The sequence below is a fragment of the Pseudoalteromonas sp. S554 genome, from assembly GCF_005930865.1.
GTDB classification, from domain to species: domain Bacteria; phylum Pseudomonadota; class Gammaproteobacteria; order Enterobacterales; family Alteromonadaceae; genus Pseudoalteromonas; species Pseudoalteromonas marina.
Map to the genome: position 1 here is coordinate 1 of NZ_PNDV01000109.1, position 23,633 is coordinate 23,633.

Genomic DNA, 23,633 nt, shown 5'->3' on the forward strand with positions numbered 1-23,633 from the left:
GTGTCGCACAATTTAACACGCGCTAAAGAAGAGCTTTCTTTATAATAAGTATTACCGCAGTGAAAAAGCCGATGTGAGAGTGATCTTGCATCGGCTTTTTTGTGTTTACTGTTTTATAAAGTGCTCATTATCTATTCATCATTGCGGGTTAATAATACATTTAATTGTTTAACTCAAAGCAGAATCCTATTTTGAAGCCCATAAAAATATTACTACTTAGCTTAGTCGTTATTATATTAACCATAGTACTAGCCCTGTTCGTTTTGCCTGAAAAAATCACTAATCCCGTATTAGGGGCAACACCTAAAGATTGGAATCATGCTACTTTTTGGTATGAGCCATGGGGGAAGTCGGGTGTTCATAAAGGCATTGATATATTTGGTAAAAAAAATACGCATGTTGTTGCACCGGTTAATGGGGTTGTTGTGTTTAGCGGTGAGCTTAAAAGAGTCGGTAAGGTAGTTGCTATACTCGGGCCTAAATGGCGGGTGCACTATGTAGCGCATTTAAATAGTTACAGTGTAAGTGAAGGCGACATTGTGAAGTTAAATGAAAATATTGGCTTACTGGGTAACACAGGAAATGCAGCGGGTAAGCCACCTCATGTTCACTATTCAATTGTGTCTTTATTTCCACTACCTTGGCTTGCAACAAGTGAAAGCCAAGGTTGGAAAAGAATGTTTTATATCAACCCACATACAAAATTAATTAGCCGTTAATGGTCTGTGGCAAATAAATGATACAAATTTTTAGTTATTGAATAGCTACAGCAAGCTGGTGGTAAAGGCCAATACCTACAATTACATTGAACGGAAAAGTAACACCCAGCGAGCTAAGCATGGCAAGGCCTATATCGGCTTTAGGAATAGCGGCTTTGATTGCTGCAGGTGCTGCAATGTAAGAGGCACTGGCTACTAAGCTACCGAGTATAACTACTGAACCAAGTTCTAATCCTAATAAAGTACCTACGCCCACGCCTACTGTGCCCAAACATAACGGGGTAATAATAGCAAAAGTCGCTAATTTCCAATGTTGCCATGGGAAAGGGCGCAGTGTTTGTGCAGCTACTAATCCCATTTCTAGTAAAAATAAGGCAAGGACTACTTTAAAACTGCTTGTTAATAAGCTGGTAACTTGGCTGCCTTGCGATGTGCCGTACATCATGCCAATAATTACACCACCCACTAATAAAATAACACTTTTGTTGGTAAGGGTTTCGTGCCAAAGCGCTTTTAATGAGAGCGCACTTGTTTGGCCTGGGTCTTTATCGAGCTTGCGATAAAGTAATAAGCCAACAATAATAGCAGGAAGCTCTAGCATAACTAAATAGAGCGTTACTTCAGCGCCAACGGCTAAATTTGCAGATTCGGCATACGCTAACGCAACCGCGAACGTACCGGCACTTACCGAGCCATAATGCGCTGCAATACTTGCGCTGTTAGCCACCGATAATTTAATAACGTATTTTAAAATTGGGTATAGCATTAGCGGAATAAGTGCACCTAAGAGCATCACTGTGCCCATTTCTGGTAGCAGTTGCCAGCTTAAATTGCCGTGAAGTACCATGCCGCCTTTTAAACCAATAGTTAGCATGAGTAATAAGCTTAGTGTTTCGTAGGTTGCTTTAGGAATGGTTAAATCAGAGCGTAATATTCCCGCTACTAATCCTAAAATAAAAAACATAACAACTATATCAGGCACAACTTTTCCTTTTAAATATGAAATTAAGTAGCGCTATTGTATTCAAAACTTTGTATAGTAAATAATAAAATAAATACTAGTTAGGTATAAATGATTATCTATAGGTGGTGATTGTGGATTTACGACATATTTCATTTAGATTGCTCGAAGTGTTTATGAGCGTAGTAAAAACAGGCTCAATTAGCGAAACCGCGAGGCGATTGCACTTAACTCAGCCTACTGTATCGCTGCAAATTAAACGCTTACAAGAAGCTGTAGCTGAGCCGTTAATGGTTATGCAGCATCAAAAAATGCATGTGACCGAAGCTGGACTTGAGCTATATAAAACCTGTCAGCAAGTATTTGGACATTTTGAAGATTACCAAGACTTTTTGTCAGAGCTAAATGGTGGTGAGCGAGGTAGGTGTAAAATAGCCATGGTCAATACCGCACAGTATATTTTGCCAAAATTATTAGGACCTTATAGTAATTTACACCCGCATGTAGAGCTTCCACTTGAAATTGGTAACCGTGCAGAAGTGCTAAACCGATTTGAGCGTGGTGAAGACGATATTTACGTATTCAGCCATCCTCCATCGCTTGAACATGCGCAAGCTGCACGTTTTTTACATAATCCGCTTGAGTTTATTGTGCCGGTTAATCATCCGCTAGCACAAGTAGAGTCAGTAAAGCTCAGCGACTTAATGCAATACCGATTTTTATTACGTGAAAATGGCTCGGCAACGCGCATGTTATTTGAAAGCGAGCTACAAAGCCGTGGTTTAGTACTGAGTGCTTCAGTGCAAATGGCCAGCAACGAAGCAATTAGAGTTGCGGTATCTTCGGGTATGGGAATAGCCGTTTTATCTCGCCATGTACTCGCAAAAGACGATGCAAGCTTTAAGGTATTAACTGTTACCGATACTCATTTAGCTAGCCATTGGTATTTTGTTATGCGAACCGACAGGCATATATCGCATGCGGCTCGAAACTTTTTAAAATTTGCACAGCAGCATTTAGAGCAATACCTCGATTCGCAGTGGGTACGAAACGAGTTAGATAATTTGCAACTAAATTAATTTATATCCGGGGTTGAGTCTCTTAAAATTAGCTTAGGCTCAAACACCTGAGTAACCGTTATGCCGCTTTTTTTATAAATATCTTTAAGCACTAAATTTGCTGCTGCACGGCCCATTTCGGGTACTGGGTTATCTATTGTGGTAAGCGTAGGGTAAAGGTAATTGGTAAAAATAACGTTATCAAACCCAATTATTGCTAAATCTTTAGGTATATTAAAGCCATGCTCGCGAGCGTATTTCATTGCACCCGATGCCATTTCGTCATTGGCGCACACAAGAGCCGTAATTTGTGCTTTATTTTGAATAAAATGACGCAGGCCATCGCTGCCACCGGTTTCTTTAAAGTCGCCCACATAATACAAGCTTTCGTCAAAGGTGAGGTTGTATTCTGCAAGCGCCTTTTTGTGGCCTTTTAAACGATCTGAGGCATCTTCTTTAAATTGTGGACCGGCAATATAAGCAATACGTTTATGCCCTTTATTGATCATAGCTTTTGTTGCAAGGTAGCCACCCATAACATTATCGAGACTAATGCAGTTTTGCTCTATTTCTTTAACGTAGCGACTCATTAAATAAATAGGGGTTTTACCTTTACTGAGCTCAATTAAATACTCGTTAGATACCGCTTCTACGTGAGCAATAATTGCGTCGCAATTACGGCTAATTAAAAATTCAAAACCGTTTTTTTCTTTTTTTTCATCACTGTGGCCAGGCGTAATAATTACGTGTTTACCAGCTATACGTAATTGCTCTTCAATGGCCGACATCATTTGTCCAAAAAATGGGCCGTCTAACTCAGACACTAAAATACCTACACTGTTTGTACGGCTTGATGCTAAAGAGCGTGCAATAGAGCTTGGCTGATAGCCGAGCTCTTTCATCGCCTCTAATACCTTTTTTTTAGTTTTTTTACTTACGTAGTCGTTGTCGTTAAGCACCCTAGAAACAGTTGATAAAGACACTCCTGCCATTTCTGATACTTGATAAATAGTCGCCATTTATATCCTAGCTTGTACGCATTTGTTTTAAATAAAATTTATAAAACATAAATTGTGATTAAATGTTAATTTACACATTACTGCGCCTAATTGCTAAATCTTCTGTTATTTTTTGGGTTATTGCAGGTGTAAGCGGATAAATAAGCATCAACGCGGCGCCTAAAAATGCAAAAGCAGCAGGGATCCAGCTCATTAACAACTGCATAGCGGGGAGGGTTTGGTTAATTGTAAGCTCATCCATACCGTTATACCCATAGCTTGCAAGTACCACTAATACGAGTGCCCCAGCAAAACCACCTCCCGTTTTTTGTACAAAGGTGCCTGCAGAATAAATAAGCCCGGTTGCGCGGCGTTTATTTTTCCACTCGGAGTAGTCGGCAGAATCTCCCAGCATGCTAAAAAACAAAGTAGGCATCATAGCGGCAAAAAACTCAGCCGCGCAGCCAAACGTAAATACAGCGACAATATTATTGCTAGGCACCCAATAAAATGCAGTGGTTAATAAGCCGCTTAGCAACAATGATGCAATAAATAAATTGCGTTTGCCCATAATTTCAGCAAGCTTGCCTGTAGCAAGTGCACCAAATATAGATACTATTAATAAGGCAATAAAATATTGCCCTGCCATCAGTTCATCAGCAACGTGGTACTTAAAGTAATAGGCAATAACACCATATTTTATGCCGTTAAACATCATGGTTAAAAAGCCAATACCTAATAAAACGAGCCACGGTTTATTTGTCAGTAAATCGACCATATCGCGCTGCGAACCGGTTAGGGTTTGTTTGTTTTTATTAAGTAGTTTTTTTATAACAACAGTCATTGCCGCCATAACTAAAGCAAAAAATAATCCACTGTATAAATCGCGATAATAAAAAAACAGTGTTGTTGATAACAAAGGTAATATTATAAATGGTAGGTTTTTAGTTAAATCAAACAGTTCTGATTTTAAACACCCTTGCTCTGAAGCTGGGGCTATTACACGCTCTTTAGTGCTTACAAAGGTAATAACCATAAGGGCAATAAGTAAACTTGCGAACAAATACATAGTGAGCTGATAGCCCTTGGCGTTATCACCGCCTCCAAAGTAAGCGACTAAATCGGGTAAAAAACCCATCACTAATAACCCGCCGGTAAACGCGCCTGCAAATCTGAATCCTGATAGCTTTGTGCGCTCGGTGTCATCGGGGGTCATTACGCCCATAAGTGCAGAGTAGGGTACGTTACTGACTGTATAAGCAAGTGTTAAACCAATATAAGTAACGTAGGCATAAATAAGTTTATTGGTTTCGTTAAAGTTAGGTGTGGTAAAGCACAGCACCATAAATAAACCTAAAAAGGGCGCGGAGTAGAGTATCCACGGCCTAAATTTTCCAAAGCGTGACTGCGTTCTATCGGCAATCATGCCCATAATTATATCGGTTACACCATCAGATAATCTAACCACTAAAAACAGCATGGCGGCCGCTGCAGCCGATATGCCAAAGGTGTCGGTATAAAATACCGCTAAATAGGCCAATGCGCCGCGCCATACTAAATTAGCACCCGCGTCACCCATGGCATAACCGACTTTTTCGTATAAAGGGAGTTTGTTCACAGTGTGTGTTCTTATTGTTATAAGCCGCTAATTTATCGGCTTGTTATGAGTTTAGTGTACGCTTTACCACTGGCTTTAACAGTTCGTTTTTGTGTGTTGTAGTCTACGTGTACTATACCAAAGCGTTTTAAATACCCTTCTGCCCATTCAAAATTATCCATCAGACTCCAGGCAAAGTAACCATCTACTTTAACGCCTTGTGCAGTTGCATTATGTAAAGCGTTTAAATGTTCGTGGTAATAGTCAATACGATCGGTGTCTTTCACTTCACCGTCTTTAAATTCATCAGCCATGGCTGCACCGTTTTCGGTAATATAAATGGGTGGTAGGGTGTATTTTTCGTTTAACGATACAAGTAACTCTGTAAGCGCTTTAGGGTAAATTTCCCAGCCAATATCGGTCATTGGGGCTTTGTGTGGCAGCTCATGATAAAAGTCTGTTTCGCTTGCTTGATAATGCATACGGGTATAAAAATTCACACCTAAATAATCAAGTGGCTGTGCAATAATGTCCATATCGCCTGGTAAAATATCAGGGCGCTGGGCTTTAGGTAATTGGTTAATAATATCAGGGTATTGACCTTGCATTACTGGCTGCATATACCATTGATTTATGTAGTCATCAGCAAATGCAGTGGCGTTTAAATCTTCTTCGCATTGGGTAACTGAGTAGCAAGGCGTAAAGTTAAGCACAATACCGTTGAGTGAATTAGGGCTATTTTTAGCAAGCACTTGCATCGCTAATCCGTGGCCAAGTAGTAAATGATGGGCAGCTTTTCGCCCGTGTTCTCGACCTACAATACCGGGTGCATGTACGCCAATTTCGTAACCTAAATAAGAGCTACAAAATGGCTCGTTTAGTGTTGCATAAGAATGTACTCGCTCACCAAAGGCTTGGGTAATTAAGTCTGCGTAATGTGCAAATTCGTAAGCCGTGTTTCGGTTAAGCCAGCCGCCTTCGTCTTCAATATGTTGTGGTAAATCCCAGTGGTACAAAGTAACAAATGCTTTGATATTACGACGTTTTAGCTCATCTAAAATATCGGTGTAAAACTTAACCCCTTCAGGGTTTAAATGGCCAGCTTTGGTCATCACACGCGGCCAAGAAATAGAAAGCCTGTAGGCGTCTACACCTAGCGACTCAATTAAATCTATATCGTCTTTCCAAAGGGTGTAGTGCTCACAGGCAACATCACCATTTGAATTATCAGCAATTTTACCTTCTTTACTACAGAAGGTATCCCAAATGCAGGGGAGACGATCTGCTGCGCCACCCTCAATTTGAAAAGACGCTGTGGCCACACCGTAAGTAAAGTGTTTGGCTAAAAGTGGTGAGCCACTAGGTAAAGATAATTGTTTCATTAAGCGAAAACCCCTGCTTTATTTTTAGTAAATTTGCTTTTATAAAGTTAAAGTTGGAAGCGCTTCCATAATTAATTTGATTAATCGCTGGGTATAGTATTTAATAACTTTCAGGAAGCGCTTCCATATTTAGGTTAGTGGCTATTGTTAAACAGGTCAATAGTTATATTTAAATAAGCAAATTACATTATAAAAACGCACCCAGACAACACAGGGCCATAACAATGAGAAAAAGCTTAAACTCAAAAGCATTAAAAATACTTCCCCTTTTGGTGGGAGGAATATGCGTTTTAACAGCCTGTAATAAACAGCAAACGCAAGTTAGTAACAATCATACTAACGCCTCGGAGCATGAGCAGGGCGATATAACACTTTGGCCAACACTTAAAAACAAAGTACAAAAAAGTGCCGAGATTGAAAATACAATTGCCGGTTATTTAAAGTCGATGACGCTTGAGCAAAAAGTAGCGCAAATGATCCAACCAGAAATTCGCGATATAACCGTTGAAGATATGCGCAAATATGGGTTTGGATCTTATTTAAATGGTGGAGGCTCGTTTCCTGATGCTAATAAGCATGCTACTCCTGCTGACTGGATAGCGCTTGCAGAGGATATGTATCAAGCATCGGTTGATGATACGCTTGATGGCAGTAAAATCCCTACCATGTGGGGCACCGATGCCGTACATGGACACAATAACGTCATTGGTGCGACGTTATTTCCACATAACATTGGTTTGGGTGCTGCTAATAACCCTGCGCTTATAGAGCAAATTGCAGCGGCAACAGCGGTAGAAGTAATGGCTACAGGGATTGATTGGGTGTTTGCACCTACCGTAGCTGTAGTGCGCGATGATCGCTGGGGCAGAACCTACGAAGGCTATTCAGAAGACCCTGCAATTGTTCGCGAGTATTCAGCCGCTATTGTAAATGGCTTACAAGGTAGAGCCGATGGCGACTTTTTAAGTGATAAACGCGTAATTAGTACTGTTAAGCACTTTTTAGGTGATGGCGGTACAGTGGATGGCGACGATCAAGGTAATAATATAGATACCGAAAAAGATTTGTACAACATACATGCGCAAGGTTATGTAGGTGGCTTAACGGCAGGTAGCCAGTCTGTTATGGCGTCGTTTAATAGCTGGCATGGTAAAAAAAATCATGGCAATAAATACTTACTTACCGATGTACTCAAAACCAAAATGGGTTTTGATGGCTTTGTAGTGGGGGATTGGAATGGCCACGGGCAAGTTGCCGGCTGTACTAACGAAAGCTGCCCACAAGCAGTCAATGCGGGGCTTGATATTTTTATGGTGCCTACAGATGCTTGGAAACCACTTTATAACAATACAATAGCGCAAGTAAAAGCGGGTACTATTCCCATGGCTAGAATAGATGATGCCGTTGCGCGTATTTTACGTGTTAAATTACGTGCAGGTTTATTTGAAAAACCAAGCCCTGCCAAGCGTAAATTCTCAGGTAAAGTAGCGCTAATTGGTGCGCCAGCACATCGTGATATTGCCCGCCAAGCGGTGCAAGAGTCTTTAGTACTGCTTAAAAACAATAACCATATATTACCGATTAACCCATCAAGCAATATACTTATAGCAGGCGATACGGCCAATAATATTGGTAAACAATCGGGCGGTTGGAGCATTACGTGGCAAGGCACTAACAATAAAAATGAAGACTTTCCTGGAGCCACCTCTATATATGCCGGATTAAAAGCGCAAATAGATACAGCAGGCGGTAACGCTATTTTAAGTCCAAATGGCACGTTTGATACTAAACCTGATGTAGCCATTGTTGTATTTGGCGAAGAGCCATACGCAGAAGGGCATGGCGATAAAGATAACCTTGAATTTGAGCGAGGTAATAAACGCTCACTTAAAATATTAAAAGCGTTAAAACAGCAAAATATACCGGTCGTATCTGTGTTTATATCGGGCAGACCCATGTGGGTTAATAGCGAGCTTAATGCATCTGATGCGTTTGTAGCTGCATGGCTCCCTGGCACTGAAGGCCAAGGTATTGCTGATGTATTACTAAGCGATAAACAAGGGCAAGTACAACATGACTTTAAAGGTAAGCTATCGTTCTCGTGGCCCAAATCGCCACTACAAACGGCTGTAAACAAGGGCGATGAACATTATGCACCGCTACTACCTTATGGATTTGGGTTAACCTATAAAGATAAAAGTACCCTTACCAATAACCTAAATGAAGACTCAGGTGTTGATGTAAGCAACCTTGCGCCGCTGTCTATATTTAATGGCAGCTTTAAAACACCGTGGCGTTTGTTTTTAAACTCTAATAACCAGCAGCATCAAGTTGCTAGTAATAGTGTAAAGCTTGGCGGCATTACTTATCGTACTGAAGATAAGACCATTCAAGAAGATGCGATGACGTTTAATTTTACAGGCTCTAGTACAAGCTATATCGAAATTAACAGTAACTTTACTGAAGACAAAGTAGCTTATAGTGAGGCCAATTCAGCGCTAAGTTTTAGCTATAAAATAAATACAATGCCAACAGAGCAAGTGCAACTAGGTATGAAATGCGAGCAAGGCTGTGGTGGCGAGCTTAATATTACCAATGAGCTTAAAAATTCAGCCTTAAATACATGGCAAACAATGAGTATAGATTTAACGTGTTTTGCTAAAAAGGGCGTTGATTTTGCCAGAGTAACCAGCCCGTTTATTATTAAAACGGCAGGAGAGCTTAGCGTTTCAGTTGCAGATATTGGCTTTGAACCACAAAACGCTAAAAGTGCCAAGATTAAGTGTGAATAATAAAGCGTAAAAATTGTTGTGTGTACCCAAAGCCCTTTTTTAAGGGCTTTTTTCATGCAGGGCAATAGTGTTTTAAAAATTCATGATGCGGCGGTAATTGGCTAACGCGCTGTTCTATTTGCTGTTTAATACCGTGTAAAAAACGGGCGAGTTCTTCATCGCTCATCATGCTGGCTATTAAATGGTGCTGTTCAGGCACAATACCTTGACCAAGCATAACTTGCACCCACGAATCGACTCTAAAAATATCACCATCGTCTAAAAATACACGGCCAGTTTGTTTAAACAAATCAATTTTATGCTGAAGTGTTTTTGGCACTTCCATGGCGCTACAGTGTTGCCAAAATTCGCTGTCATCGCGATTAGTTACTTTGTAGTGCAGCACAATAAAGTCGCGAATATTTTCAATTTCGCTTTTAAGTTGTTTGTTGTATTCGTCAATGGCGTGATTAGTAATGCCATTAAACGGAAATAAACGCATAAAGCGAATAATACCCGACATAATTAAATGAATGCTGGTGGACTCAAGTGGTTCAACAAAACCGCTTGCAAGACCAAGCGCAAGGCAGTTTTTGTTCCAGCCTTTTAAGCGCCGCCCAGTTTTAAATTTAATAACACGGGGTTCAGTAAGCGCTTCACCTTCAATGTTATTTAGCAATAACGCTTTAGCTTGTTCGTCATCCATATATTGGCTGCAATACACTAACCCATTGCCTACACGATTTTGCAGCGGTATACGCCATTGCCAACCGCTTTTATGGGCAATAGAGCGAGTAAGTGGCAATACGGTATCGCTGGTTGATTTTGTTTGTACTGCAATGGCGCTATTGCATGGTAATAAGTGCGACCAATCTTCGTAGCCCGTATGCAATGCTTGCTCTATCAATAAGCCTCTAAAGCCGGTGCAATCTATAAAAAAGTCGCCGTTTATTTGCTCGCCACTATTTAAAAGTAATGATTCTATGTGGCCTGTTTTAGCATTTTTTACTACTTTTTGTATTTTACCTTCAACACGCTTTACACCTAATGGCTCTGAAAATTCACGTAAAAACTGCGCGTAGCGGGTAGCATCCATATGGTAGGCGTAGTTAATAGGGTTTTGTTGGTTAAACGCAAATTTACCGGCTTTAGCCGCTTGCAGCTCGTAACAGTAATCGCCAAAAGGGTTGTTTATTCCTAAAGTTTTGCCTTGTAGCCAAAAGTGATGAAACTCACCCGCCCAACATTCTTTGCCTGTTGCGCCAAATGAGTGAATATAACGCGTGTTTTCATCGCCCCAGTTTTCAAAACTAATACCTAATTTAAAGCTTGCTTGAGTGGCTTTCATAAAAGCTTGCTCGTTTATACCTAGCAATTTATGAAACGTACGAATAGGCGGAATTGTTGCCTCGCCAACGCCTACAGTGCCAATATCGTCAGATTCAACAAGGGTAACGTTTATATTTTTGCCAATTAATTTTGCAAGTGCAGCCGCAGCCATCCAGCCTGCAGTGCCGCCTCCCGCTATTACTACATTTTTAACAGCATTTGTTTTAGTCATTATGTGGCTGCCTATTATTAGATAAAAGATCATTTAAAAGCGCGCGGTTACTCGGTAAGCCTTTTAAGTATTGCGCTATTTTTTCACGGTTTTGTTGATAAAAATAATCGCCAGCTTGAGCGCTGGTAAACGCATTGTGTGCTTGAGGTGTTTGTGTATTAAAGCCCATGCCGTATAAAACATACTGGTAACTACTTGATGAAAATACTTCTTCGTTTTCAATAAAGTCAAAGCGGCTAGGGGGCTGAAATTGCCACAGTTTAAGTAAATTTTGTAGGCGCTCTGGTGCAGTTGTTAAATCACGAATATTTTGCCAGTAAGGGGTATCGTCGCGTTCGCTTAAAACATAATGGAGTTTTAAAAAATCGACAACACGTTGCCAGCGCGTGCTAAAACGGTCGTTAAAGCGATTTGCAAGTTGGCTCATATGCGTGCGGTTTTGTGGTAGTTGCTCGCTCAGCATACTAATTGAAAGTTCAACCATGGCAAGTGCAGAGGCTTCAAGTGGCTCTAAAAATCCAGCTGACATACCCACGGCAACACAGTTTTTAATCCAAAACTTTTGTCTGTATCCAGGGCTGAATTTTAATACACGGTAGTTAAGCTGCTCAGCTTGTTGCTCGCTGGTACTTTTAGCTATGTAGCTTTTTAAAGTATCAGTTGCGCTTTCATCGCTTTGGTATTTACTACTAAATACATAACCTGTGCCACGGCGTGTGGGTAGGGCTATATCCCAAATCCAGCCGTTACTTTGCGCAGTAGAGAGCGTTGCAGAGGCAATTGGCTGATTGATGTGTGCATTAGGTACTTGCGCTGCAACAGCGCTATTGTTAAATAAAATATGATCTTGCGCTATAAACTCACTATTAAAATGCTCACCAATTAAGCGAGCACGAGAGCCTGAGCAATCTATAAATAAATCACCTGTTATATCGCCATTTTTATTTGTTTTTAATGAGGCAATATAGCCATGCTCGTCGTTAATAACGTGGGTTACATCGTCAGTAATATGTGTAACATTTAAGTTTTTAACACAGTGGCTTTTTAAAAACTCGGCAAATTTACCTGCATCTAAATGATAGCCATAGTTGGTGACTGCTGCGTATTCGGGTGTTTGTAATTGTTTTGGTGCAAGTGCTGCTTGGCATACAAAACTTTGCATATTAACAACGTCAGCAAACTTTTGGTTAGGTGCAATACGTTGCCAATTTGCGTGTAAATTGGTTTGCTCGTAGCCTTGAGGGTCCATAAAAGGGTGGTAGTAGTTTTCTCCCTTACTTAGGTTGCGCCAATTTATAAATTTAGAACCTTGCTTAAAGGTGGCATCGCACTGGGTTATAAAATCAATTTCTTTAATGCCAATACGCTGTAACGTATTACGCATTGAAGGCCACGTGCCTTCGCCTACACCTAGTATTGGTACGTTTGCTGACTCAATTAACGTGACACTCAAATATGGATGCTCAGCAGCTAATAAACCCGCACTTAGCCAGCCGGCTGTACCACCACCTAAAATGACTATTTTTTTTATTGGTTTGGTCATGAGTTAAAACCCTAAACTTGATAACACGTAAACTATATCGTTTTAAATACAAAAAAGCCGCTAGTAAAAACTAACGGCTTTGCTTGGTATTACCTTTAGAAGTTGTAACGCATACCAATATTGTAGCGTGCGCCTAGTTGTTGTAAGTTCCATAATTGCACTGATGTACGGCCATGTTCGCGGCTGTTTTGCTCAGTAATATTTATACCTTCAACAAAAAACGAAAGCTGTTCGCTGTAGTTGTACGCAACGTTAAAGTCGATTTGATAATACTCTTCAGTAAAACCAGGTTCGTTAACGTAACGCGCAGCACTATTTAAAAACTTATCCCGCCAGTTATAGGCAACACGGGCTTGAAAGTCATCGTTTTCGTACATGGCAATAAAGTTGGCTGTATCGCTTAGCCCTACCAGTGCAAACTGCGTTGTAGAAGGGTTTGCATTTACATCAAAGTCTATATCACCATTAACGGTAGTGTAGTTTGCTTGAACGCCAAAACCGCTTTCACCAAAAAAGTGTTGAAATGCAATTTCAAAACCATCTATGGTGGCGCTTTTATTATTGGTTGGTACTTGTGCAGTAAAATCGAGTAGTGGGTCATCGCTGTTAGCAATAACATCGTACGCCGCTTCAAATTCTTCGTAAGTCATAGAATCAAAATCTACCCCATTTTCGGTAGCCGCAACCATTTGGAATAAGTTTGAATCTGTAACAGCAAGCCCACGGGCTTCAAGCTCTGCAATGGCAGCTTGCGCGCGAGGGCCCGCAGTTGCATCGCGTAAACCATAGTAATTTTGTGTCATTGGCGTTAAACCAATAAAGTTTTCGATATCTTTTGTGTAGTAACCTACCGATACATAACTTGTTTCTGCAAAATACCATTCTGCCGATACATCAATGTTATCTGACTCAAGCGGCACTAAACCAGGATTACCTGTTGACGCTGTTGCTGGTGACGAACCAGGCAATAAGGTTGGCGCTCCCGGTACACCGACAGTAGCGGCAGAACTTAAGTTGTCATACGTTGGACGGGCGATCGTTGTACTGTAAGAAAAGCGCGCTTTTACGTTTTCGATTACTTCTATGTCAAAGTCTAAGCTGGGTAAAAAATGATCGTAACTAGATTTTAGTGTGAAATCTTGCTTATCTGAGCCAAAGCGTACGTTAAAATCGTTGTTGCCTTCCCAAGCAATGGCATTTGGCAGGTCGATATTAGCAGTTGAAGTAATATCAGTTGACTCGTGACGTGCGCCAACAACGATGTTGTAAGGCATGTCATTAAAATAACCAGTATAAGTGAACTGAACAAAGGCCGCAGTAATATCTTCTTCTATGGTGCGGTTTGTAGCAAAAGCGCCATCGGCTGCGAAGTTAAATCCATATTGCTCGCCTGCCCAATAACCTATTTGTGAAGCGCTGCCCGTATAGCCTTGATTAAATGAACCAGACGTATCGTAATCGTCAAACTCAGCTAAAAAGTTGGTAGGATTTAAATAACCGTCAGGTAATTCACCAGGGTTTTCAACTCCCCAATTTCCCATCGTATTACGAGTAAGTGACTGAAGTGAATGGCTTTCCATAGAGCGAGATTCTACGCCAAAGTCAATTACACCGTTTTCCAGCTCATATTTACCATGAAGCCTAAATTCGTTCACTTCAGATTCTTGGCTTGCAAAATTAGAGTCTAATATCGAGGTACCTACATCTGCAGGGTCGAGCGTATTGTTACAGTTTAAGTTAGCGCGTCGACAGTCGTTAAAATCTATACTCATAGAAGGAAGTTCGCGGCTAAAGTCTACTTCTTGTGCATTAATAACATTTGCACCAAGGCCAGCATTAACCCAGCTGCCGTATGGTGCATCAGGTTTACTGGTGGCTTTTGAATTGTGCGCATCAAACATAAAGCTCAACTCAGAGTTAAAGTAATACTCTACATTTAAGCCGATTGAATCGTTTTTATTTACCTGATTTAACTCTTGAAATGCTAAACCTAAATCACGCGTTTGCAGATCGCGGCGCTCTTCACGGTAATAGACAGGTGTTTTAACGGTGTTGTCATCAAAGGTTAGCGCACTTTTGTAATTGTCCATCCAAAGAGACTGCTCAGCGCGTGCTTCAAATAAATCTTGTTTAGAGTAGGTGTAATCAAGTGTGGCTGTTAAATCATCAATTGGGCTGTACTGAAATGTTAATTGCGCATTTGTACGCGTACGCTCTCTGTCGGCTATGGTATAACGTAAATCTGATGGCATTGAATAAAGCTGGCCAATCTCTGGTGCGTTAGTTAAAACAATATCGTCAGCTGCTTGAGGAATAGTGCCGTCAAAAGCCGATGTATTCCACTGATTTACAAATGCACCTGTTGATGAGCTATCGCGCTGTTGCATGCTTGCTGTTAACGATGCGCCAAATTTAGCGTCGCTGTCTGTCCAGCTAATAATACCCGAAAGCTCAGGTGTAATGTCATCGCCTACGCGATTAGTTGTATCGTGAAGTGCTTTAACACCAATACTTGAAATAAATCCAGGGTTGTCGAGTGGCCGGGCAGTGTTAATGTTAATAGTTGCACCAATACCACCAGAGGCAATACTTGCTTTACCTGTTTTATAAACTTCAACTGATTTAACGCTATCAGATGCCAAATTAGCAAAATCAAATGCACGAGAATTCGGAGTGCCGCCACCTGCAGGAAGAGAAGCTGCCGGCATAGTACGACCATTTAGGGTTACCATATTGTAATCGGGGCCAAAACCACGAACGGTCACTTTAGAACCTTCACCGTTTGAGCGATCAATCGACACACCGGTAATACGCTGTAGCGATTCGGCTAAATTGGTATCGGGAAATTTACCAATATCTTCAGCAGAAATGGCGTCTACCACACCTGCGGCATCACGTTTTAATCGAGTTGATTCTTTAATGCTACTTTTAAAGCCGGTGACCTGAATTACTTCAACGTCTTGATTTGCTTCTTCTTGTGCAAGCAACGGTAAAGATACAGATGCGCTTAAAATCAAAGATAGGCTGGTTGCTATCTTTGTTTTTCTTACAATATGGTTAGCCATTCGGTTTCCCTCGTACTTTTATCATTATTATTAACAGCTTGTATGCGGCTGTTATTGTGTAAATGTTAACATTGTCAAATGTGTGGAAGCGCTTCCAGAAAAGAAAATTAAAAATCGCCTGTGTGGAAGCGCTTCCAGAAATGCTAGACCAATTTCATAGAAGGATCAACTAATGTTTTAATAAAATGAAATATATTTGTTCGAAAAATGTAATTTATACTGTGAGTGAAGGGGTTGGTTAAACTGCATTAAAATTATGCCAAATTAATATGCTTTAAAAGTGGTGCTAGTAATTGAAGCTCGCAACATGTAATGATTAGACCCTTGATATATCTGCGTGGATTGTCATAAATTCGAGTTATTGTGAAAGTAAATTAACAAATAATGTTAAGTTGAAATACAGTTAAAAACGGAGCAATCAAATTTAATGAATTATTTGAAATTAGCAAATATCGTTGGGTTCCAAAAAGTGAGTACGATTGTTAAAGAGGTACCATGAAAGCGCATCAGCAAGCAGTAATAGAGCAAGGGCAATGGTTTAAAAATCGTAGCCCCAAGCTAAAAATGTTTTTATTAGCTCATGGTAAAATACTCACTTTGAAAGCCCAACAAGCGCTATTTTTACGTGGCGATGCGCATGATGGAATATACGTTGTTTTAAGTGGGGTTATGCGAATTAGTGGCGTAAATAGTAATGGTAAAGAGGCCGTTTTGAGTTTCATCGATGCGTCGTTATGGTTTGGTGAAGTAACGTTGTTTGATAAAGGCTTAAGAACCCATGACGTTTATGCACAAACTGACGCTCAGTTATTTTATGTACCACAACGTTCATTAGAGCAACTATTAAGTAAACACCCTGAATATTGGCAGGAATTTGGCTTATTATTGGCACAAAAATTACGGCTTATGTTTTCTTCAATGGAAGATCATGCATTGCACAGTGCAGAGCAAAAAGTATGTAACAGATTATTAATGCTGAGTGAGCAAACCAATTTTTCAGCGCCATTGGCATTGTCTCAGCAACAATTAGCGGATATGACCTATTTAACACGGCAAACCATAAATCAAATACTACAAAAGCTGGTTAAAAAAAATGCCATTAGTTTGGGGTATCAGTGCATTACAGTGTTGGATGTAAGTAAACTGCAGGCGCTTGCTAGTTAACTCAAGCGCTGCACAATAAACCTTCAGCTAGAATTTAAATTTTTGGCCGAATAAAAACAAACCCTCAATTGTTTAACAAGATTTTTGGTTGCCTAGCTTTAACTTAGTTTATTTTCACCATTTTTTGGAACCAAAATTGCTACAGATAATACTTTGCAGCAATAGGTTTAAACTAATGGTGATAACTTCTTATATAAATCAACATAGTAGCTATGTAAGTGACACTAATGCGGCATTAATAAATAAGAGTGCGGCAACAGATGTCCCCATCCAACAAACCACCCAACAACCGAAAGAGTTTAATGAGCTAAAGGTTGCTAATAATTTTTTACAAAATGCTCAAGAGGCATTGGTTTACCAACGTTTAGGTATCGATAAAGACAAAATAGCAGAGATAAAAGCATTAATAGAAGCGTTATCAGAGCAGTTACAAAAGCAAGGCGCTGACAGTGATTCAATTAACAAAAAAATGGACGAACTACAAAAAATGCTCGAACAGGAGTATAAAAATGGACGTGAACGAACGGATACTCAACCAGAACGAGAAAAGGGAAGTATTATTTCGGCGTTAGCTTAAATTTGTAAGTGTCGGGTAGGTGACATTGTTGTTACGCGTTTATTTGTTATGTTTAGTGTTTAGCTAAATATTTATTGAGGAATACACAATGCAAACACTTCAACAACAACTGGGCAAATATGGTTTATATCACCGCTCTAAGCGCAATGTGCTTACTCATTTTTTTGGTATCCCACTTATTGTATTTGCCGTTTTATGTTTACTTGCCCGCATTGAAATACCCCTTGGTGGCGTTGTTATTAATGGTGCCCAGATATTTGTTTTAGCTTCGGTAATCTATTACTTCATGTTAAGTCTATCGCTGGGTTTAATTATGGCTATATTGTTTACTGCATTGCTGTTTGCTGCTGAGCCTATAGCAGCTATGACATTTTGGCCTTGGTTAAGTATTGGCGTGGGCGTATTTGTGTTTGGTTGGGTGTTGCAATTTATTGGACATTATTATGAAGGCAAAAAGCCCGCGTTTGTTGATGATTTAATTGGCTTAATTATTGGCCCATTGTATGTAACTGTAGAATTACTATTTTTAATGGGCTTTTACAAACAGCTCGAAATAGAAGTGAACAACATAGCAGGGCCAACAAAGGCGTAAATTCACTTACTCAAATCAAAAGCTTCATTGAGCAAAGAGGTGCCTATGAATTTTAATAATAAAACAGTGTGGGTTACAGGCGCATCGTCAGGCATTGGTAAGGAGCTTGCGGTTCAACTTGCGAAGCTAGGCGCACGCGTCATTTTATCTGCCCGCAATGTTGAAAAGCTCACCGAAGTAAAAGCAACGCTTGAAGGTGATGGGCATTTAATTATACCGCTTGATTTGTCAGCGCCTGAGGCTGTTTTGACTCAGGTTACTGATTTACTGCACACTTTACCTTCTATCGATATTTTAATTAATAACGGCGGGGTGTCGCAGCGCAGTTTATTTTTAGAAAACGACTTTAATGTATACCGCCAGCTTATGGAGGTTAATTATTTTGGTTTAATAGCACTGACAAAAGCGATATTACCTTCAATGGTTGCAAGAAAAAGCGGTTCAATCGTGGCTATTAGCAGTGTGGCAGGAAAGGTTGGTTCAAAGTTTAGAACGGGTTATTCAGGCTCAAAATATGCGGTAGTGGGCTTTATGGATTGCCTACGAGCAGAAGTAGCTGAGCACAATATTCATTGTTTAACGATTTGCCCAGGTTCGATTAAAACAGCGATTGCTCATAACTCGTTAAACGAGCATGGCGTCGCACAAAATAAACCCGAAAAATCAATTGAAAACGGCATGGCAGTATCCTGTGCGGCTGAAAAAATGATTAAAGCGATTGCTAACAAAAAAGACGAGGTTATTGTTGGGCAAGGATTAAGTGGTTGGGCACCAACGATAAAACGATTTTTTCCTAATTTATTTAATCGATTAACTGCTAAAACTAACTACAGATAATTGCACTTTTACTATTAATTAAGCTAAATAACAGGCGGTGGTTTTATTAATATTGAAAAGGTAGACTGTATTAAAATTAAATAAATAAGGTAAGGATACTCGTGAAATTTGCATGGCTAAGCCTTTTTTTTGGTGTATTAATTTGGTCTGGCATTAACCCTAAAGATCAATTCACTTGGTTACTTGAAGTTATTCCCGCAATGATTGGTTTAGCACTTATAGCAAGCACGTACAAATACTTTAAATTAACCTCTTTATTGTACTTTTTTATTTTAGTGCATTGTATTGTGCTGATGATAGGTGGTCATTATACCTACGCAGAAGTGCCTTTATTTGATAATTTATTTGGCAGCGAACGCAATAACTATGACAAAGTAGGGCACTTTTTTCAGGGATTTGTACCCGCTTTGCTAGCGCGCGAAATACTGCTACGAAAGCAGGTTGTGAATGGCCGAGGTTGGTTAACTTTATTTGTTATATCTGTCAGTTTGGCGTTTAGTGCATTTTACGAATTAATAGAGTGGTGGGTAGCAGTACTGACCGGTGAAAACGCTGAGGCATTTTTAGGGACGCAAGGGTATGTGTGGGATACACAGTCAGATATGGCATTAGCGTTATTTGGTGCTATTTGCTCGTTACTGCTGCTTTCAAAACTACACGGTACACAGTTAAAGTATGTAAAAAACTATTAAATACTTCACTGGATAGTTAAAAATGACTCAACAACCTCACAACTACTCAATTAGTACAGACAAGTCTAAGCTTAACTATAACGTTATTTATAATTTTATTGCTAATAGTTACTGGGCAAAAGGCATACCTAAAAGTGTGATGCAAAAAGCGATTGATAACCAATGTGCTTTGGCGTGTATAGCCCTAATAACGAGCAAGTTGGTTTTGCACGGGTAGTTACCGACAACGCTACTTTTGCCTACTTGGCAGATGTATTTATTACCCCGCACCTACAAGGGTGTGGCCTGAGCAAGTTACTTATTAAAACAATAGTAGAACACCCTGAGCTACAAGGGCTCAGGCGCTTTTTATTAGCCACATCGGATGCGCATGGCCTTTATGCACAATATGGGTTTAAACCGATAGACAACCCAGGGCTACTAATGCAAATAAACCCTGCAAATGTGTATGAGGGAAATACTTGAGAGGTATAGTAAGGGGGGAAGAGCAATGATTCTGTTAAACTCCTTACAGGCCCCAAACTCTTAAAGCTGCTGTATGAATTTCATTTAAAAGTAATAACCCTGCAATACTACCAAATAGCACCCACTTTTTAGATTTTTCAACTTCCTTGGAGCGTCTGTAAGTAACATAGCCAATAAAGGTTACTAGTACAATAACGGCTATTACTGATAATTGATTCTCTTGATTCAACCTAAAGTTCCCCTCAATTATATGATGAGAGAAAAATGAAATAACCCAAAGCGTGAACAAAACAGTAAGACCAATTACATAATTAATAATCTTAAATGTATTAATTGAAGTACCACAAACAGGACAAACATAATTTCGTTGCCTAGCGTTGGGTGTTTTAATCCTTACGGTAATTGCTGAATTACATTTTTTACAAACTAACAGAGACATAAACTCGATTCTATTTAGGGTTTATAATAAGACTGTAGAATAACTTCAACAGCCCAATTCAATTAAAAATCGAGCTCCTGTAAATAACTCTAAGTTTTTTTAAAGCATTAGGTAATGCTATTTGGAACACATAAAACAGGCTAATTTTCTTTAAAAAGAGTAATTCTAGAGCTTCAACGCCTCATTATATGCCGTTTTTATTAGAGCAGTGTTTAATTATGCTATTTTTAAAAGCTTTCGCAAGAGCGTCAGTTTTACGATAAAACACAGCGATATCTTCATCTAAATGCTGGCCATCTATATCAATTTCAAAACTAGTTTTAATATCAGTTTGCTCATACATAGTTAAATTGACTTCATATTCATCGAGTTCAAAAGAAAAACTTGAGCCATTTGTAATTAAGTTTTGAGTATTTTGAGTATGTTCAAATGTAGACTTCATGCATTCTGAAGTTACAAGGAAATCCACTTTCATTCCTAAACCTATACGGTTGTCATTTTCAATTTCGCAACCAACAATAAACATTGGTAATAGTAAAACTAATAATCGATTCATAATCTTAGGCATATAATACCCGCATAACGGGCAAATATACGTAGGCTAAAATACCGAGCAACGCGAGGGGAGCCTACGTATATTTGTCCCTAGCGAGCGAAGCGAGTGTTAATGCGTTTGTTAGTTTTTATGCTACCACGAAGATTGAATAAATGAACAACCACAGTATTTGAAAGCCATAACTAAGCCGCTGGTGAAGACCGGGGACACTTCTAAGTTCGAGTGCTTTTGCTAATTTAAATGAAAAATAAAAGCAGCCCAAAATACAAAAGGCGGAAAGATACCGAAGTGGTACAGGATAAAAACTATAAAAAGTAACTATCAGCGGTGCAACGATGAATGAAAGGAGCATAATTAAACCTGACCACGTGTGTATCTTGCAACTTCGGGAGGGCGACTTTGTGTATGCGTCGGCATCCATCGGGAAGTAGCCGCAAATCCAAGTACATATACCATGAACGATAACCATAGCGCCTATTACTACAGTTGGTACATGAGACTGATATGAAATAATTAAGTAGCACCCAAAAAGAACGAACAGCGCACCTAAAGGGTAATTGTTTATTGCAGGCGACAATTTTTGAGTAGGGCTACCAAAAGCGCCGAGTTCACTACAGAACTGTTTTGAATGGCTGTAGTTTGGATAGAAGCGAGAAGCAATATAAATACCTAACACAATCCAAATCGAGGCAACGATCCCTGTGTAGGCAAAAATGTTATTCAAACCTAATTCCTCCTTGAAAAACTAACGCTTTGAATATGGGGCGAATGCGAGCGCTTTGGCCGAAGGCCAGCGAGTATTTGTCCCAGTGAGTTTACGAACGACATTATCCACTTGTATGGATAATACACCCATCTTAATTACTATTTAAACCCCATTTCGGGTAATGTGAGACCCAGGCTTAAACAGCAACTTAAGCTTCCCTTGTCGTAGTTCGATTGAGCAAAGGCTCCTCTGTTGAGAGACCGATAACAAGAACGAACGCGACAAAGGACTCCAAGCACCACACTCGAATAGTCTACTGGGTCTCGAACCCGCATTATGCAAGTAAGAGTTAGCTTATTATGAATACAAAAACAAAGCAAAACATAAACGTAGGTGTTGATACCGGAAAGTACCAACTCGATATTTATATCCGTCCATTGGACATTTAATTCACTGTTCCAAATGATGATAAAGGTATTAAAGAAGCCGTCAAAACGATTAAGAAATACAAGCCTGAGCGCATCGTAATTGAAGCCACTGGTAGGCTTGAAATGCCCTTTATTTTGGCTTGCGCTAATGCCAATTTACCTTTCACAATCGCTAACCCTATTCATGTTAAACGGTTTGCGGGAGCAATAGGTCAACGAGCCAAAACCGATAAGCTTGATGCGCAATTAATTGCGCATTATAGTGAAGCGATTAAGCCTAAATTATCACAGCTTAAGCCAGATACCATGCAGGCAATGAGTGATTTAGTGACTCGACGTAACCAGTTGCTTACGATGCAAACAATGGAGAAAAATCGCTTACAAATAATGCCCAAAGCACTGGCGATGACAATCAAACCAGTACTAACTTTATTTAATAATCAGATAAAAAAGATTGAAGAAAAAATCGTTAAACTCATTGAAAGCTGCCCTGAATACCAGGCTAAAAATACGATATTACAGAGTATGACTGGTATTGGAAAAATAGCTGCTGCATCAATCATCAGTAACCTACCTGAACTGGGTTACATCAACAGCAAACAAGCAAGTAGCCTGATTGGTGTTGCCCCAATGAACCGAGAAAGTGGTCGATATAAAGGCCATCGAAAAATTCAGGGTGGTCGACCTCAAGTGAGAACGGTTTTATACATGGCGATGATGTCAGCGATGCAATCAAACCCAGTTTTCAAAGTAACATATCAACGTTTATTAGCAGCAGGGAAACCCAAAAAAGTAGCCATCATCGCCTGTATTAGAAAGATGATTGTGATATTAAATTCGATGCTAAGAGACGGTGTAATGTGGGAAGCGCCAAAAGTTAATAATTAACTATTGACGCCATAGTCTCTTGTTATACGTTTTTTAGCTCAAGTGTTTCAAACAACACAGGTAAGCCTGAACCGTCATCGAAACTACAACTTGCTTTGATAGCACTTAATGCTATTTCTTCTGAAGTTTGTTCAGAGTCATATGCATTATGCAAAGCTCCCAAGGCATATCGTCTACCTGACCCTACAGCCCAATATTTATTATATTCATCTACACCACGATAATTATCAAACTCGAAGATACCATTAGGTGACAAAATCAAACCGTTAATCTGCGATGATTCAACAGGTTGATCATCATCCTCACTAGTTTCTATGAAATACTCATCTTTTAATATTTCATGAAGTTTAAGAAGAGATTTAAAAATTGAATTTTTATCTGTAAATTCTAAATCATTAGATTCATCGGAAAAGATGTTCTCTAGAATGTTATTGAAATTACCCCAACCAATAATTCCGACATATGAATTTTGATGTTTAAAAAACTTATGATTATGAGTTTTGTTTTCAGGACAAACTTTTATAGTGCCATCTGTTGATAGTGAATCACATGCAATAGTTGCATATCCGTTTTTTTTAACAACTACCAGTGTACTCATAAAACTCCCTAAACGTATAGACATAATGACTCCCAC

General features: G+C 39.6%; 19 protein-coding genes and 2 pseudogenes. 10 read left to right on the forward strand and 11 right to left on the reverse strand.

What is annotated here, in order from left to right; translation table 11 throughout:
- The first annotated feature begins 191 nt into the window (after window positions 1-191).
- On the forward strand, window positions 192-719 hold the full coding sequence (locus CWB65_RS18235; protein WP_008132990.1) for a M23 family metallopeptidase: 528 nt from the start codon (window positions 192-194) through the stop codon (window positions 717-719).
- A 34-nt stretch (window positions 720-753) separates the two neighbouring features.
- On the opposite strand, the gene CWB65_RS18240 is transcribed toward CWB65_RS18235, so the two are convergent.
- Entirely contained in the window at window positions 754-1,701 is a 948-nt protein-coding gene (locus tag CWB65_RS18240) for a sodium-dependent bicarbonate transport family permease (RefSeq protein WP_008132989.1), read from the reverse strand.
- 113 nt (window positions 1,702-1,814) lie between these two features.
- Between CWB65_RS18240 and CWB65_RS18245 the strand changes: the two genes are divergently transcribed.
- A complete protein-coding gene (locus tag CWB65_RS18245) occupies window positions 1,815-2,759 on the forward strand; it encodes a LysR substrate-binding domain-containing protein (RefSeq protein WP_008132988.1) in 945 nt (314 codons plus the stop codon).
- Here CWB65_RS18245 and CWB65_RS18250 read toward each other — a convergent pair.
- The 3 genes from CWB65_RS18250 to CWB65_RS18260 form a co-directional block, all read right to left on the reverse strand.
- A complete protein-coding gene (locus CWB65_RS18250; protein WP_010557355.1) occupies window positions 2,756-3,757 on the reverse strand; it encodes a LacI family DNA-binding transcriptional regulator in 1,002 nt (333 codons plus the stop codon). The two genes, CWB65_RS18245 and CWB65_RS18250, sit on opposite strands and share 4 nt — an antisense overlap.
- Window positions 3,758-3,827: 70 nt before the next feature.
- Window positions 3,828-5,354 carry an MFS transporter gene (locus tag CWB65_RS18255; RefSeq protein ID WP_138741166.1) on the reverse strand — a complete coding sequence of 509 codons (1,527 nt, stop codon included), beginning with the start codon at window positions 5,352-5,354 and terminating at the stop codon, window positions 3,828-3,830.
- A 32-nt stretch (window positions 5,355-5,386) separates the two neighbouring features.
- The gene (locus CWB65_RS18260) at window positions 5,387-6,715 is read right to left on the reverse strand and encodes a GH1 family beta-glucosidase (protein WP_138741167.1); all 1,329 of its coding nucleotides are present in this window, start codon (window positions 6,713-6,715) and stop codon (window positions 5,387-5,389) included.
- A 224-nt stretch (window positions 6,716-6,939) separates the two neighbouring features.
- Between CWB65_RS18260 and CWB65_RS18265 the strand changes: the two genes are divergently transcribed.
- Window positions 6,940-9,507 carry a glycoside hydrolase family 3 protein gene (locus CWB65_RS18265; protein WP_138741168.1) on the forward strand — a complete coding sequence of 856 codons (2,568 nt, stop codon included), beginning with the start codon at window positions 6,940-6,942 and terminating at the stop codon, window positions 9,505-9,507.
- A gap of 52 nt (window positions 9,508-9,559) precedes the next feature.
- On the opposite strand, the gene CWB65_RS18270 is transcribed toward CWB65_RS18265, so the two are convergent.
- From CWB65_RS18270 to CWB65_RS18280, 3 genes are all read right to left on the reverse strand, one after another.
- Entirely contained in the window at window positions 9,560-11,047 is a 1,488-nt protein-coding gene (locus CWB65_RS18270) for a tryptophan halogenase family protein (protein WP_138741169.1), read from the reverse strand.
- Entirely contained in the window at window positions 11,040-12,590 is a 1,551-nt protein-coding gene (locus tag CWB65_RS18275) for a tryptophan halogenase family protein (RefSeq protein WP_138741170.1), read from the reverse strand. Before CWB65_RS18275 ends, CWB65_RS18270 begins: the two co-directional genes overlap by 8 nt.
- 95 nt (window positions 12,591-12,685) lie before the next feature.
- Entirely contained in the window at window positions 12,686-15,655 is a 2,970-nt protein-coding gene (locus CWB65_RS18280) for a TonB-dependent receptor (protein ID WP_138741171.1), read from the reverse strand.
- A 495-nt stretch (window positions 15,656-16,150) separates the two neighbouring features.
- Between CWB65_RS18280 and CWB65_RS18285 the strand changes: the two genes are divergently transcribed.
- The 6 genes and pseudogenes from CWB65_RS18285 to CWB65_RS18310 all read left to right on the forward strand — a co-directional run bounded on the left by CWB65_RS18285 (window position 16,151) and on the right by CWB65_RS18310 (window position 19,982).
- Window positions 16,151-16,819: a Crp/Fnr family transcriptional regulator gene (locus CWB65_RS18285; protein WP_008129892.1), complete on the forward strand. Its 669-nt coding sequence runs from the start codon at window positions 16,151-16,153 to the stop codon at window positions 16,817-16,819.
- Between the two features lie 175 nt (window positions 16,820-16,994).
- Window positions 16,995-17,396 (forward strand): hypothetical protein, encoded by a 402-nt coding sequence (locus CWB65_RS18290; protein ID WP_138741172.1) that lies wholly within the window; start codon window positions 16,995-16,997, stop codon window positions 17,394-17,396.
- Between the two features lie 88 nt (window positions 17,397-17,484).
- Complete coding sequence (locus CWB65_RS18295) at window positions 17,485-17,988, forward strand: Mpo1 family 2-hydroxy fatty acid dioxygenase (RefSeq protein ID WP_008129882.1); 504 nt, start codon at window positions 17,485-17,487, stop codon at window positions 17,986-17,988.
- A gap of 45 nt (window positions 17,989-18,033) precedes the next feature.
- Entirely contained in the window at window positions 18,034-18,825 is a 792-nt protein-coding gene (locus tag CWB65_RS18300) for an SDR family oxidoreductase (RefSeq protein WP_008129879.1), read from the forward strand.
- Between the two features lie 101 nt (window positions 18,826-18,926).
- A complete protein-coding gene (locus CWB65_RS18305) occupies window positions 18,927-19,517 on the forward strand; it encodes a DUF2238 domain-containing protein (RefSeq protein ID WP_138741173.1) in 591 nt (196 codons plus the stop codon).
- Window positions 19,518-19,539: 22 nt separating this feature from the next.
- Window positions 19,540-19,982, forward strand: a pseudogene (locus CWB65_RS18310) (GNAT family N-acetyltransferase).
- Window positions 19,983-20,025: 43 nt separating this feature from the next.
- On the opposite strand, the gene CWB65_RS18315 reads toward CWB65_RS18310, so the two are convergent.
- From CWB65_RS18315 to CWB65_RS18325, 3 genes are all read right to left on the reverse strand, one after another.
- Window positions 20,026-20,421 (reverse strand): zinc ribbon domain-containing protein, encoded by a 396-nt coding sequence (locus CWB65_RS18315; protein ID WP_033025477.1) that lies wholly within the window; start codon window positions 20,419-20,421, stop codon window positions 20,026-20,028.
- A gap of 184 nt (window positions 20,422-20,605) precedes the next feature.
- Complete coding sequence (locus tag CWB65_RS18320; RefSeq protein WP_238530300.1) at window positions 20,606-20,977, reverse strand: hypothetical protein; 372 nt, start codon at window positions 20,975-20,977, stop codon at window positions 20,606-20,608.
- A 127-nt stretch (window positions 20,978-21,104) separates the two neighbouring features.
- Window positions 21,105-21,701 carry a DUF998 domain-containing protein gene (locus CWB65_RS18325; RefSeq protein WP_008129872.1) on the reverse strand — a complete coding sequence of 199 codons (597 nt, stop codon included), beginning with the start codon at window positions 21,699-21,701 and terminating at the stop codon, window positions 21,105-21,107.
- A gap of 341 nt (window positions 21,702-22,042) precedes the next feature.
- On the opposite strand from CWB65_RS18325, the pseudogene CWB65_RS18330 reads away from it, so the two are divergent.
- Window positions 22,043-22,999, forward strand: a pseudogene (locus CWB65_RS18330) (IS110 family RNA-guided transposase).
- Between the two features lie 22 nt (window positions 23,000-23,021).
- Here CWB65_RS18330 and CWB65_RS18335 read toward each other — a convergent pair.
- Window positions 23,022-23,633 (reverse strand): Ntn hydrolase family protein (locus CWB65_RS18335; RefSeq protein WP_212750957.1); only part of this gene is annotated, 612 nt, incomplete at its 5' end.